Here is a 12867-nt window from a genome sequence, read left to right as displayed (position 1 = left end):
GGGGTGACGCACACCGGCGGCGGACCGGAGCTCACGGCGCCGGGCGGGTCAGCGCCCGGTGGAGGTGTTCGAGGGCGTCCAGGAGCACCGAGCGGTGGTACCAGCTCAGCCAGGCCGACGTGTCCGAGGCGAGCAGGGCCAGCGCCTCGGCCTGCGCGGGGGTCGTCCGGTGGCCGGCGTCGGGCCAGTGCAGGGTGATCACGCCGGTGCACGAGCCGGCGGAGGAGAGCACCGGGACGCTGTGCACGGCCTGGGTACCGGTGGCCAGCAGCACGCGCCGGCAGTCGTCGGAGAGCTCCGCGTCCGTCGCGACGTCGGGCACGCTCACCTGGCGGCCCCGGATCCGGGCCGCCGCGTCGGCCGTGCCGTCGCCCCGGCCGCGCACGAGCTGGTCGAGGAGCGTCTCCGCACAGCCGTAGTGGGTCTCCAGCATCAGGGTGTTCACGGCCGGGTCCACGAACTGCACGTACCCGGCGGGCGCCCGGCCGATGGCCAGCGCCTCGTGCAGGACGGCGTCGATCATCTGCCGCCGGTACCGCGGGTCCCGGCCGCCGCGGCCCAGCATCCGCAGCTGCGGCACCGGCAGCGAACGGCGGCCCGGGAACCACACGTCGCCGTCCGGGGGCCGGGCCACCACCACGGCCGAGACGAGGACCCGCAGCGGCACGTTGAACCGCTGGGAGGCCTCGCGCAGCACCCGGAAGGCGCTGCCGGAGTCCGGCAGTCCGTAGCGGACCATGAGCGTGCCCTGCGCCATGCCGATCACCGGCGCGGTGCGCACCCGGGCGCGCAGCGCGCGGACCTCCTTGTGCAGGTCCTCGTACGAGGGCCGCAGCGGGTCCGCCATCTGCGACCGCCAGGCGGGCAGTTCCTCCACGCGGGACGCCGCGCGGGCCAGCTCGCGCAGCGCCTCGTCCAGGGTGGCGTACAGCTGGACGCCGTCCAGGCGGGCCAGGTGCACCGCCTCGCGGACCCCGGGCCGGGCGCGGACGATGATCAGGTCGGGGCGTCCGGTGCGCGCCCGGGTCGTCTCGCTGAGCGTGCGCAGTACGGCGGCGCCGCCGAGCTGGACGTGCGCCATGTCGAGCACGGGGCGCAGCCCGGCGCGGTCGGCCTGTTCCAGGTGACCGCGCAGCTCCTCCGACCAGGCCTGGGCACCGTCGGCGTCGAGACTGCCCGACATGCGCAGCAGGAGGGCGCCCTCGGCGGGCAGCCCCTCGACGACGGAGGACTCGATCACGAGGGGAGCCGGTGCCGCAGGTCGGCCGGAAGAAGGTTTCATCGCATCACCCAGACAGAACGTCCCAAAGAACTCGATCGGCCTCTTCCCGACCTACGCGCCATCCCGCACGGTAGGCCCCGGGCCATCTGCCGCGCCATCCACCGCGCCGTGCGGCGGAGCGGTGGGCCGCGCGGCCGCTATCCGAGGCCGCCGGGCTCCGGGCGGGCCGGTTCGTACGCCGGCTCGCACACCCGTTCGCGGGCCGGTTCGCGGGACGTCAGGGCGTCCAGGGCCGACGCCAGGGTGGCGTGCACCCGGATGCCCGGCAGGCCGGCCGAGGTCAGGGCCTCCCGGACGTGCGGCCGGGGCTGTACGACGGACAGGGCGCGGCCGGTGCGGGCGAGGGCCCCGGTCGCCCGGTCCAGCGAGCGCACCGCGTCGGCGCAGGCGAGATACGCCTCGCTCAGGTCCAGCAGGGGGTGTTCTCCGGCCTGGCCGGCGTGGGCCACGTGCTCGGCGAGGGCTTCGGAGAACAGCCGGGCGTTGGAGGCGTCGACCGTGCCCCGGGTCTTCAGGACGCTGATGCCGCCGAGCCCCGGGCGGTGCTCGTGCACGGTCTGCAGGAGCAGCGGGGCCGGCCCGCCGGGGCGGACGCGGGCGGGGGACGGCTGACCGTCTTCCATGGGTGATCGGGTTTCCACGGGGATCGGGCTTCCTGGAGGGGGAGGAAGGATCAGCCGGCCGCGTCTTGACCGGGACATCACTGTGCCCGCGCCGTGAGGGGGATGCAACGACGTTCCCCGGGGCGTGTCGCGCCGTCGGCGGATGAGCCGACGTACCGCTCGCGTCTCAGCCGACGTACCGCCGGGCGGGTGAGTCCCTGCGGGCCCGTTCCAGTGCGGCGAGCCGGCGTTCCAGGTCCGGCGGTACGGGGTCGCGCTGGCGCAGCACCCACGGCAGCCCGGCGGTGGCGTGGGCGAAGGCGCGGGCGGAGGCGGCGTCCCGGGGCACGGTCCGGACGAGGTGCCCGGTGCGGCGGAGCGCCGGCAGCAGTGGCCGGCGCAGCCAGGTGAACCACAGCGTGTTCCGCAGTCCGAGGACCCGCCGGGCCGTGCTGTCGCGCAGCCGGGAGGCGTGGTGGTGCACGGTGAGTTCCTCGGCGTAGGCGAGCCACCAGCCCTGGCGCAGCAGGTCGCAGGCGAGCAGTTCTTCCTCGCCGCCGAGCCACAGGCCCGGGTGGAAGCCGCCGCCGGCGCGGAAGGCCTCGGTGCGCAGCACGGTGGCGGCGGCGAGGAAGGAGCCGAGGGCGGGTCCCGGCAGCCAGTCGGGTCCGGACAGCGGGGACTCGCGCAGCTCGCGCACGACCGGGTCCTCGGTGCCCTCCGGTTCCACGAGGATCCGTGCGGTGACGCCCGCGAGCCGGGGCCTGGCGTCCAGCAGATCGGCGGCCCGGCGCAGGCTGCCGGGTTCCCACCAGGTGTCGTCGTCGCAGAAGGCGACGTAGGGCGTGCGCACCCGCTGCACGGCCAGGTTGCGGCCGATGGCGCCGAGGTTCCGTCCGGGACGCAGCAGGGTCATCTCCGGGTAGTCCCGGGCGACCGCATCGGCGGTGCCGTCGGTGGAGGCGTTGTCGGTGACGATCACGGGCGGCCGCTCGGGCAGCCGGCGCAACAGGCCGAGGGTGCGCAGCAGTTCGTCACGGCGGTTGTGGGTGATCAGGACGACGGTCGTACGGTCGTCGGGGACGATCCGGGTAGCGGCCTCGGGAGCGGTGCTGGTCATCGTCTGGCGCCTCCCCGTGGGTGGTCAGGGCCGGTTGGGGTGGTCATCGTCCGGCGCGCCTTCCCGTGGTGGGCCGGGGCGTGTGGCGCGCCCTTCCCGTGGGTGGTGAGGGCGGTCGGGATGGTCATCGTCCGGCGCCTCCCCGTGGATGGCCGGGCGGAGCGCGGTCGCGGTCCGCGGGCCGTGCCTTCGCGGGGGGGTGTGAAGGCGGGTCGCGAGCATGAGCCGCGCCGCCGGCCCGGTCATTGCCTGGTGCCTTGCCGGGGGCGGCCGGGTGTCTCGCGGTCGAGCAGGCCCGCGGCGTGTTCGACGCGCGGGGGCAGGGGACGGCGGCGGGCGAGGGCGGCCGGGAACCGGGCGACGGTCTCCTTGAGGGCGCGGCGCGCGCCGGGGCGGCCGGTCGCGGCGGCCAGCGCCAGGTCGGCGCCGGCGCGCAGGACCACGGGCCAGGGGCGGCGCAGGCAGGTCGTCAGCACGTGGTTGCGCCGGACGAGGAAGGAGCGGCCGGTGCGGTCGTGGTCCTCGGGGTGGTGGCGGGCGCGCAGGGAGGGTTCGTAGGCGACGCCCCAGCCCGCGGCGGCCAGGTCGTAGGCGAGCAGGGTCTCCTCGCCGCCGAAGAACAGCAACGGGTGGTAGCCGCCGGCGCTCAGGAAGGCCTCGCGGCGGACCACGCAGGCGCAGCCGAGGAACCCGAGCACCGGGCGGCCGGGCAGGTCCGGTTCCAGGGGCAGCGGGGAGTCGGCGAGCACCGCGTTGAGGGGGTCCTCGACGCCCTGGTCGCCGACCAGGGTGCGGGCGGCGAGCAGGCCGAGCCGGGGGTGCTCGTCGAGGAGGTCGGCGGCGCGGGCGAGGCTCCCGGGTTCCCACCAGGAGTCGTCGTCGCTGAAGGCGACGTAGGGGGTGTCGGCGTGCCGGACGGCCAGGTTGCGGCCGAGGGCGCCGGTGTTGGCGGGGGGCCGCAACAGGCGGGCGATCGCCGGGTGGCCGGCCACGGCACGACGGGTGGTGTCGTCACGGGAGTTGTCGACGACGATGACCGGCGGCCGCTCGGGCAGCGCGGCCAGCGCGTCCAGGGTGCGCACCAGGCTGGCGCTGCGGTCGCGGGTGATGACGGCGACCGTGACGCGCGGGTCGCCCGGCGTCGTGGGCCGGCGGACGCGGGCCGGGGCCTGCTCAGTGGACATGGGCCACCTCCGGTCCCGTCGGCCGCTGCCGGCCGCGCACGTCCCGCAGCAGCATCAGACAGGCGGCGGCGACCTCACCGGCACGGATGCGCAGCAGGCGGGCGTCGGGGGTGCGGCCGTGCGGGTCGCCGGGCGGTCCGGACTTCCACAGGGCGAGGTGGTCCGGGCTCGGCGGTGGCCCCCACAGGCGCGGGGAGACCGGTCCGAACAGGGTGACGGAGCGGGTGCCGTGGGCCACCGCGAGATGGGCGAGGCCGGTGTCGCCGCTGAGCACCAGGGACGCACCGGCGACCAGCGCGGACAGTTCCCCGAACGGCAGGCCGCCGGTCAGCACGTCGCAGCCGCGCTGGCCGCTGCGTTCGGCGACCGAGCGGACCAGGGCGTCCTCGCCGGGGCCGCCGGTGAGGACCACGTGGTGGTCCGCGGCACGCAGACACCGTACGACGGCGGCGAACCGCTCCCCCGGCCAGCGGCGGGAGCCCGAGGCCGCGCCGGGGTGCACGACGACCGCGCCCGGGGCCGGGGACGGCGTGGTGGGCCGGGGCAGCCGTAGGTCCAGGGGGTCGGCCGCGATGCCGTAGCCGCGCAGGAAGCCGCACCAGCGGTCCCGTTCGTTCGCCTGGTCCCGCCACGGCGGGCCGTCCGGGCAGGCGTGGGCGAGCAGCCGGCGCGGGCGCAGGGCGGCCAGGGCGTCGCGGCTCTCGGGGCCGTTGCCGTGCAGGTCGATCGCCACGTCGGGGGGCGGGCCGGGCCAGTGGCCGAGGTCCGGCACCGCGCGGCCCGGCGCCTCGGCCGGGAACACGGCGTCGACCGCCCCGCTCTCCAGGGCGAGTTCGGTGAGGCCCGGCGGCTGGGCGAGGACGACCCGGTGCCCGGGGAAGGCTCGCCGGACGCCCCGCAACGCGGGCACACCGGCCAGTAGATCGCCCAGGCCCAGGGCGCGCAGGACCAGGACGGTCGGGGGGTCCGGGGTAGGGATCGGGGTGCGGGTCACCGAGTGGGTCCTCCGTTGCGTGCGGAAGCCGGGGACGGACGGCGGGCCGGGCTCCGTCCGCCGACGCGGGCCACTGGAGCGGGCGGTGCGCCTCTGCCGGGGAGGCGGGGCGTGGGCGAGGCGTGTGCGCCTGCGGCTGATGGACCGGCCGGGCCGGGGATGCGGGGCGTGGGCGAGCCCGCTGCGTCTGCGGCCGGTGGCGCGTCCCGGCCGGGGATGCGGGGCGTGTGCGAGCCGGTTACGCCTGCGGCCGGTGGCGCGCCCCGGCCGGCGATGCGGGGCGTCGGTGCGGCGCCCACGCCTGGGGTCGATGGCCCACCCAGACCCGGGATGCAGGGCACCTGTGAACCGGCTACGCCTGCGGCCGATGGCGCGTCCCGACCGACGATGCGGGGCTCGGGTGAGACGCCTACGTCTGCGGTCGATGGCGCGTCCAGGCCCGGGACGCAGGGCACCGGTGAGACGCCTGCACCTGCGGCCGGTGGCCCACCCCGACCCGGGACATACAACGACGGCGAAACGCCCACGTCTGCCGCCAAAGGCCCGTCCAGGCCCGGGATGTGCCGCGAGGGCGGGACCGACACTCCTCCGGCCGACACCAGAGGCCCCACACCCGCGCCACCGGCCGGTATGGCATCCCGACCCCAGGCGCGCCGAAGGCACCCCGCATCCCGACCCCGGGCGCGCCGAAGGCACCCCGCGTCCGGGCCCTCGGGCGGCAGGGCGGCCCGGGGCGCGGGATGTGCTGCGCGGCCGACGCTCATCGGCCAGTCCCCCGTCACCTCGGGTCTCCTCCCGTGGGCGCCGGGGACAGGGCCGCGCGGCGGGCGAGGCCGGTGGTGGAGCGGCCGTCGAGGTAGGGCAGGAGGAGGACCTGGCCGCCCCAGCTCTCCACGAGGGGCTGTTCGGGCAGCCGGGTCCGGGCGTAGTCGCCGCCCTTGGCCCAGATGTGCGGGCGGAGTTCGCCGAGGATGCGTTCGGGCGTGTCCTCGTCGAACACGGCGACGGCGTCCACGCACTCCAGGGCCCGCAGCACCCGCACCCGGTCGGCGGCCGGGACGAGCGGGCGGCCGTCGCCCTTGCGACGGCGTACCGAGTCGTCCGAGTTGACGCACACGATGAGGCAGTCCCCGGCCCGGCGGGCGGCCTGGAGCAGGGCGACGTGCCCGGCGTGCAGCAGGTCGAAGCAGCCGCCCGCGGCGACCACGGTGCCGCCCGCGGCCCGCACCCGCGCGGCCGTGCGCACGGCGTCCGCGGTGGTGTCGCCGTCACCCGGCGCCTCCTCGGCCCCCTCCGGCTGCTCCGGGACGGCGACCGCGCGGGCGCCGCCCTCGGCGACGTAGCGGGTGGCGGCGTGGACGGCGGCCTGCACGGCGGCCTCGGTGAGGGCGCCGTCGGCGAGCAGGCCGGCGGCGGCAGCGGCGAACCGGTCGCCGGCGCCGCAGGGGTCGCCCGTGGCGGCGGCCGGGGTCGGCACGAGCAGCGGGGTCTCGCCGTGGGAGAGCAGGGCGCCGCGTTCGCCGAGGGTCACCGCGACGGCCTGGGCGCGCCAGGCCCGCACGAGGGCGCGGGCGTCCCGGGCGGCGGTGCGCAGCCCGGCCGCGTCGCCGGGCTCGGCGTCGTCGAGCTGCCGGGCGAAGGCGCGGGCCTCCTGGGCCGAGGGCGTGGCCAGGCGGACGCCGGGGACCGGGGGCCGGCCGCGCACGTGCGGGTCCCAGACGATGGCGGCCGCCGTGTGCGTGAGGGCGTCGCGGAGGACGTCGGCGGTACCGCGGCCGTAGTCGGCGACGAGGACACCGCCGGCCGCCGCGATCGTGGACACCGCCTCCTGGGTCGCCTCGCGGGCCCGGCCCTCGCCGTCGTCGAGGCGGAGCAGCGGCCGGTCCCCGGCCAGGACGCGGGTCTTGCTGCTCAGGCTGCCCTCCAGCGGCACCTCGACCAGGCCGACCCGGCCCGCCAGCAGCTCCCGCAGGGTGTCGCTGGCGGCGTCGGCGCCGAGGGCGGTGACCAGGGTGACGGCGCGTCCGTCGGCCGCCGCGAGGCAGGCGGCGAGGGCGGCGCCGCCCGGGCGGGAGCTGCGCCGGGTGCCGTGGACGACGGGGACGGGCGCGTCCGGGGCCAGCCGCTCGGCCCGGCCGCACAGGTCGTGGTCGAGCAGGGCGTCGCCCACGACGACCAAGGGTGCCTGGGAGGCGGTCATGTGTGTCCCTTCCTGGGGGCTACGGGCGCGCCGGGCGTGGCCCGGCCGACGGTGCGGGCACGGCCCACGAGCCGCCCCACGACGCCGGGTTTGCCGTCGGCACCCGGCCGCCCATCGTCACCGGGCCGACCACCGGCATCCGGCCGGCCCTCGGTACCCGGCCGGCCATCCGTACCCGGCCGACGACTGGCGTCCGGCCCGCCGTCGGGACCCCGTTGGCCGTCGACGACGCGCTTGCCCTTGGCGCCCCGCCCGCCACCGCCGCCCGGCCTGCCCCCGGCGTCCGCCCGTTCGTCGGCGCCGGTGTCCGCCACCCCGTGGTCGGCCTCCCCCCGTTCGACGGCCGCGTCGAAGGCCTCGCAGAGCATGTGGACGGCGACCAGGTGCAGTTCCTGGACGGTGGCCGCGACGGGGGCGTCCACGCACAGCGTCGCGTCCGCGCCGAGTTGCAGCGGGTTGGGTGCCCGTCCGGTCAGCGCCCACACCGTCATGCCGAGCCGGTGCGCGCGGTCGGCGGCGGCCAGCAGGTTGGCGCTGGCGCCGCTCGTGGACAGCAGCAGGAGCACGTCGCCGGGGCGGCCGTGCGCGGCGGTCTGGCGGGCGAACACCTCCTGGACGCCGTAGTCGTTGGCGATCGCCGTGGTGGAGGAGGTGTCGGCGTGCAGGGCGACCGCGGAGAACGGCGGCCGGTCGTCGCGGTAGCGGCCGACGAGTTCGGCGGTGAGGTGCTGGGCCTGGGCGGCGCTGCCTCCGTTGCCCGCGACGAGCAGCCGGGCACCGGCGCCCAGCCGCCGGGCGAGTTCCGTGCCCCAGCGCTCGATGAGCGGACCGTGGTCGCGGAACGCCTCCAGGGCCTTGGCGAGGTCGTCGCAGTGCGCGGTGGCGGTGTTCCCGTGCGCCGCGTCGGTGACGGTCTTCGTCGGACTCTTCATCGGACCACTCCCGAGAGCGAGCGGATGGCGGACACGGCGCCGTACACCCCGGCCACGCCGTCGGCCACCCGGTCCCAGGTGTAGTGGCTGAGCACCCGGGCGCGGCCGGCGGCCCCGTACCGGGCGAGCCGGTCGGGGTCGGCGAGGAGGGCGCGGACGACCGCGCCGAGGTCGTGGTCGTCGTCGGCCGGGACCAGGACGCCCGTGGTGCCGTCCACGACCGTGTCGAGCTGACCGCCGACGGCGGTGGCGACGACCGGCGTGGCGCAGGCCATGGCCTCCAGGGGAACGATGCCGAAGGGCTCGTACCGGGGCAGCGACAGCACCAGGTCGGCGCTGGACATCAGCCGGGGCATCCGGGCCCTGCTGACCCCGCCGAGGAGGGTGACCCGGTCCGAGACGCCGTACTCGCCCGCGATGCCGTAGAGGCGTGCGGCCTCGGGTTCGGCGCCGAGCAGGTCGGCCTCGGGGCCGCCGGCGATGAGGAGTTCGGCGTCGGGAACGCCGGCCAGGGCGCGGATGGCGCGGTCGAAGCCCTTGCGGGGCACGAGCCGGCCGACGGCCAGCAGCCGTCTGCGGGCGCCGGAGGGGCGGGTGCGGGCGACGGGGGCGAACTGGTCGGGGTCGACCCCGCACGGCACGACGCTGATCCGGTCCTCCGGCAGCCCCATGGCCTTCAGTTCGGCCACCTCGTCGCTGCACGTGGCGATGATCCGGGCGCACTCGTGGCCGATGGCCTCCTCGACGGCGAGGCGCTGCGGCGGGCTGGTGTCGGCGACGCCCTGGTAGCGCTTCTTCACCGTGCCCAGCGCGTGGTAGGTCTGCACGACCGGGATGCCGAGGTCGCGGGCGCCGGCCAGGGCGGCCAGGCCCGACATCCAGAAGTGGGCGTGCACCACGTCGGGCGGGCTCTGGGCCCACTGCCTGGCCAGGAAGTTCCCGAATTCGGCCATGTGGGGCAGGAGTTCGTCCTTGGGGACGGGTGCGGGCGGTCCGACGGGCACGTGCACCACCTGGACGCCGTCGATGAGGGTGACCCGGTCCGGGAGGCCCGCGGAGTCCCGCCGGGTGTACACCGTGACCCGGTATCCCTTCCTGGCGAGCTGCCGGGCGACCTGCGCCACGTACACGTTCTGGCCGCCCGCGTCCGGCCCGCCGAGCGCGGCCAGGGGGCTGGCGTGCTCGGAGACCATGGCGACGCGCCCGGCCGTGTGCGGAATGCGGCTCATCGGGTGACCTCCTTGATCAGGCGCTCCCAGTCGTCCAGGAAGCGCCGCTCTCCGTAGCGGCCCTGGGCCGCGGCCCGGGCCGCCGCGCCGGTGCGGCGGGCCAGCCCCGGGTCGGCGAGGAAGGCCCGTACGGCGTCCTCCAGGACGTCGAGGCGGTTCGAGACCACCCCGGCGCCCTCGGGTATCGCCTCCCGGGCCTCCGTGGTGTCCAGGGCGACCACGGGCATGCCCAGGAACATGGCCTCCAGCAGGGACAGACCGAGCGAGGTCCAGCGCACGGGGTGCAGGTAGACCCGGCACCGGGCCATCTCCCGGTGCAGTTCGTGCTGCGGCAGGTCCCGGGTGCGGCAGCGCTCGGGCGGCAGGCCGAGGTGCTCGGCGAGTCCTTCGGTGCGCATGCCGAAGACGTCCAGGGGGGCGGACCGGGCGAACCGGGGCAGCAGGTCGGTGCCGGTGGTACGGCCTCTGCGCACGGGCTCGTTGACCACGACGGCCGCGCGCCGCTCGGTGCCCGTGTAGAGCGCGCCGGGGTCGATGATGCCGTGTTCGACGACCTCGGTGGGGGCCTGGCCGTTGTCCCACATCAGCCGGTTGAAGTGGGTGACGTGTACCAGGGGGATCGCCGACTGCCCGGCCAGCGGGTGGAGTTGGCGCTCGGGCGACTCGTCGGGGCTGTTGTGCTCGACGTACACGGCGGGCACGTCCACGCCGGGCCGGCGGCCGGTCCAGCGCAGGGCGAGGTCGAGTTCGTGCGGGCGTTGCAGGACCATCAGGTCGATGTCGCAGTCCCACAGTTCCTTCGGCGTGCGTTCCCGCACGCTCTCCGGCCAGTTCCAGGTCAGGGCGCGGCCGAGGCCGTCGGGTCCGCGGTTGTCGGTGACCGGGACGAGGTAGGTGTGCGGGCCCTGCACGAGGGCGGTGAGCCAGGATCCGTGCACGTGCCAGACGAGGATGTTCATGAGTGCCGCTCCTGGATGAGCTTGTGCACGGCGCGCACCACGTCCTGTCCGGTGACCTCGTCCAGACAGGGGTGGCCGGGCACCGGGCAGGTGAGGGCCCGGGTGTCCGCGCAGGGCGCCGACTGGTCGCCGAGCAGGATGACGGGGACGCCGTACGGCGCCCAGCGCTCGGCCGGTACGACGGGCGCGAACAGCGAGACGACCGGGGTGCCGACGGCCGCGGCGAGGTGGGCGGGGCCGGTGTTGGCGCTGATCACGACGTCGGCCATGCGCAGCACGCCGGCGAGGGTGCGCGGGGAGGTCCGGCCGCCGAGGTCCACGGCCAGATCCCCGCCGACCCGCCGGGTGAGGTCGGTCTCCTCGGGGCCGCCGGTGACGACCACGCGGTGCCCGGCGTCCGCGAGCAGCGCGACCGCCTCGGCGCAGCGGTGCGGGCTCCAGGCGCGGGCGGGGGCGCTGGCGCCGGGGTGCAGGACGACGTAGGGGCCGTGGCCGGTGAGGCTGCTGGTGTCCGGGGGCGGGAGGACGCGCAGCCGCCCGTCGTCGCCGGGCGGCCGCGGGAAGCCGAGCGCGGCGGCGGTGTCCAGGGCCGCCTCGGCCTCGTGCCGGCCCTCCAGCCGCCGGTGGCGTACGTCGAGGAGCCGGCCGGGGTGGTCGACGCTGTCGGCGCCGATCCGGCCGACACCGGCGAGCCGGAGCAGCAGGGCGGTCGGCAGCGGGCTCTGGTGGAAGGAGGTGAGGACGAGCGCGGTGTCGTAGGCCCCGGCACGCAGCCGCCCCACCAGCCCGTCGATGTCCGCGGGGCTGACCGGGGGCGGGTCGAACCCCTCCCAGGGCGCCTCCCACACCAGCACCTCGTCCACCCCGGGCAGCAGCCGGGCCGCGTCCGCGCCGCGCGGGCCGCACAACAGGGTGACGTGGAAGGAACGGGCGGCGACGGCACGCACGGCGGGACCGGCGAGCAGCACATCACCGAAACTGTCGAGCCGGACGACGAGCGATTTCACGCCGACCACCTCCGAAGGCCCCGACCGACGCCGGCGACGGCCGACCGGGACCGGTCAGGGGCCGACGGGTCGGGCGCAGACGAGCGGGGCCGCTGCGGGGTGGCCTCGCCCGACACGGACGACGGGGACGCCTCTGAAGCCGCCACGCCCGACACGACCGACCGAGTCCCGTCCGGAACCGCACCAGGCACGGCCGAACGAGACCCGTCCGGGCCTGCCACGCCCGGCATAGACGGTGGTCGCGTCTGGTTTGAGGCCGCCGTACCCGGCACGGACGACCGGGACCGGTCCGAACCCCCCGCACCCGGCGCAGACGACCGCAACCCGTCCGAGGCGGCCACACCCGGCATAGACGGCGGCCGGGTCCGGTCAGAAGCCACCGCATCCATCGCAGCCGACCGCGACCCCTCCGGACCTGCCACGCCCGGCACAGCCGACCGAGCCTCATCCGGAACCGCCGCACCCGGCACGGACGACCGGGACCGATCCGAGGCCGCCGCACCCGGCACGGACGACCGAGCCACATCCGAAGCCACCGCCCCCGGCACATCCGAAGCCACCGCCCCCGGCACAGCGGACCGAGCCACATCCGAAGCCGCCGCCCCCGACACGACCGACCGAACCCCGTCCGAACCCCCCGCACCCGGCGCAGACGGTCGCCGGGACTCGGTGACCGTGGCGGCGCCCTGCCCGGTCGGCCGTATCCCCTCAGGCCTCTCCGCGTCCCGCACGGAGGACCACCGGCCTTCGGAGACCACCGCGGTGCCCTGGCGGGACCACCGCATCCCGTCACCGGCCGGTGCGGTCCGTGCGGGCGGGGCGTGCGGGGGGCGGCGCCTTGCCGGGGCCAGGCCCGCCTCGGTCAGGGCCGCGCGGACGGCGGTGAGGGGATCGGGGGCACTCTCCGTGGCGAAACGTTCCACCTCTGCCGGCGCGGTGGCCGTGTTCGGGACCAGGACGCCCCGGGCGCCGGCCGCGCGGGCGGCCAGTACGTCCGCGGCGATGTCGCCGATCACCAGGCACTCCGACGGCGGTACGCCCAGCCGGGCGGCTGCGATGTGGATCAGGCCGGGGCGGGGCTTGCGGCAGGCGCAGCCGGCGTCGGGGGCGTGCGGGCAGAACACCCAGGTGTCCAGCCCGCCCAGCAGTTCGTCCGCGCGCTCGTTGACGCGGACGACCTGGTCGACGGTGAGCAGCCCGCGGCCGATGCCGGACTGGTTGCTGACCACCCCGGTGGGCAGCCCGGCGGACCGGGCCAGCGCGACGGCCGCGGCGGCGCCCGGCATCAGCCGCACCCGGTCGGGATCGCCGTTGTACGGCACGTCCACGACGAGGGTGCCGTCACGGTCGAACAGGAC

Annotated in this window: 10 protein-coding genes and 1 pseudogene; all 11 read right to left on the bottom strand. The window is 76.9% G+C overall.

Annotation, left to right across the window (positions count from 1 at the left end):
- Positions 1-31 precede the first annotated feature (31 nt).
- On the bottom strand, positions 32-1240 hold the full coding sequence (locus OO52_RS13850; protein ID WP_030644243.1) for an ANTAR domain-containing protein: 1209 nt from the start codon (positions 1238-1240) through the stop codon (positions 32-34).
- 179 nt (positions 1241-1419) lie between these two features.
- Complete coding sequence (locus tag OO52_RS13845; RefSeq protein WP_234337790.1) at positions 1420-1905, bottom strand: STAS domain-containing protein; 486 nt, start codon at positions 1903-1905, stop codon at positions 1420-1422.
- 166 nt (positions 1906-2071) lie between these two features.
- The gene (locus OO52_RS13840; protein WP_037629025.1) at positions 2072-3004 is read right to left on the bottom strand and encodes a glycosyltransferase family 2 protein; all 933 of its coding nucleotides are present in this window, start codon (positions 3002-3004) and stop codon (positions 2072-2074) included.
- A 242-nt stretch (positions 3005-3246) separates the two neighbouring features.
- A complete protein-coding gene (locus OO52_RS13835) occupies positions 3247-4188 on the bottom strand; it encodes a glycosyltransferase family 2 protein (RefSeq protein ID WP_030644236.1) in 942 nt (313 codons plus the stop codon).
- Entirely contained in the window at positions 4178-5182 is a 1005-nt protein-coding gene (locus OO52_RS13830; protein ID WP_030644234.1) for a glycosyltransferase family 9 protein, read from the bottom strand. Before OO52_RS13830 ends, OO52_RS13835 begins: the two co-directional genes overlap by 11 nt.
- Before the next feature lie 778 nt (positions 5183-5960).
- The gene (locus OO52_RS13825; RefSeq protein ID WP_030644232.1) at positions 5961-7382 is read right to left on the bottom strand and encodes a PfkB family carbohydrate kinase; all 1422 of its coding nucleotides are present in this window, start codon (positions 7380-7382) and stop codon (positions 5961-5963) included.
- Positions 7383-7612: 230 nt separating this feature from the next.
- Positions 7613-8314: pseudogene (locus OO52_RS52630) on the bottom strand (D-sedoheptulose-7-phosphate isomerase); the annotation flags it as partial.
- On the bottom strand, positions 8311-9543 hold the full coding sequence (locus OO52_RS13815) for a glycosyltransferase (protein ID WP_030644227.1): 1233 nt from the start codon (positions 9541-9543) through the stop codon (positions 8311-8313). The gene OO52_RS13815 and the pseudogene OO52_RS52630, both read right to left, overlap by 4 nt.
- Positions 9540-10502, bottom strand: a complete 963-nt coding sequence (locus OO52_RS13810; protein WP_030938496.1) for a glycosyltransferase — start codon at positions 10500-10502, stop codon at positions 9540-9542. The genes OO52_RS13815 and OO52_RS13810 overlap by 4 nt, the downstream gene beginning before the upstream one ends.
- A complete protein-coding gene (locus OO52_RS13805; RefSeq protein WP_030644225.1) occupies positions 10499-11509 on the bottom strand; it encodes a glycosyltransferase family 9 protein in 1011 nt (336 codons plus the stop codon). The genes OO52_RS13810 and OO52_RS13805 overlap by 4 nt, the downstream gene beginning before the upstream one ends.
- Complete coding sequence (locus tag OO52_RS54205; RefSeq protein WP_324608304.1) at positions 11506-12831, bottom strand: HAD-IIIA family hydrolase; 1326 nt, start codon at positions 12829-12831, stop codon at positions 11506-11508. The genes OO52_RS13805 and OO52_RS54205 overlap by 4 nt, the downstream gene beginning before the upstream one ends.
- Positions 12832-12867 lie beyond the last annotated feature (36 nt).

Origin of the sequence: Streptomyces flaveolus, assembly GCF_000716535.1 — a bacterium.
GTDB classification, from domain to species: domain Bacteria; phylum Actinomycetota; class Actinomycetes; order Streptomycetales; family Streptomycetaceae; genus Streptomyces; species Streptomyces flaveolus_A.
Note: the sequence above shows the minus strand (reverse complement) of the source record. Positions and strands in the feature narration are given on the sequence as shown.

What these genes read in the sequence shown, in the direction of transcription:
- OO52_RS13845 (WP_234337790.1), bottom strand. Translation starts at nt 1,905, where the DNA reads ATGGAAGACGGTCAGCCGTCCCCCGCCCGCGTCCGCCCCGGCGGGCCG.
- OO52_RS13840 (WP_037629025.1), bottom strand. Translation starts at nt 3,004, where the DNA reads ATGACCAGCACCGCTCCCGAGGCCGCTACCCGGATCGTCCCCGACGAC.
- OO52_RS13835 (WP_030644236.1), bottom strand. Translation starts at nt 4,188, where the DNA reads ATGTCCACTGAGCAGGCCCCGGCCCGCGTCCGCCGGCCCACGACGCCG.
- OO52_RS13825 (WP_030644232.1), bottom strand. Translation starts at nt 7,382, where the DNA reads ATGACCGCCTCCCAGGCACCCTTGGTCGTCGTGGGCGACGCCCTGCTC.
- OO52_RS13815 (WP_030644227.1), bottom strand. Translation starts at nt 9,543, where the DNA reads ATGAGCCGCATTCCGCACACGGCCGGGCGCGTCGCCATGGTCTCCGAG.
- OO52_RS13810 (WP_030938496.1), bottom strand. Translation starts at nt 10,502, where the DNA reads ATGAACATCCTCGTCTGGCACGTGCACGGATCCTGGCTCACCGCCCTC.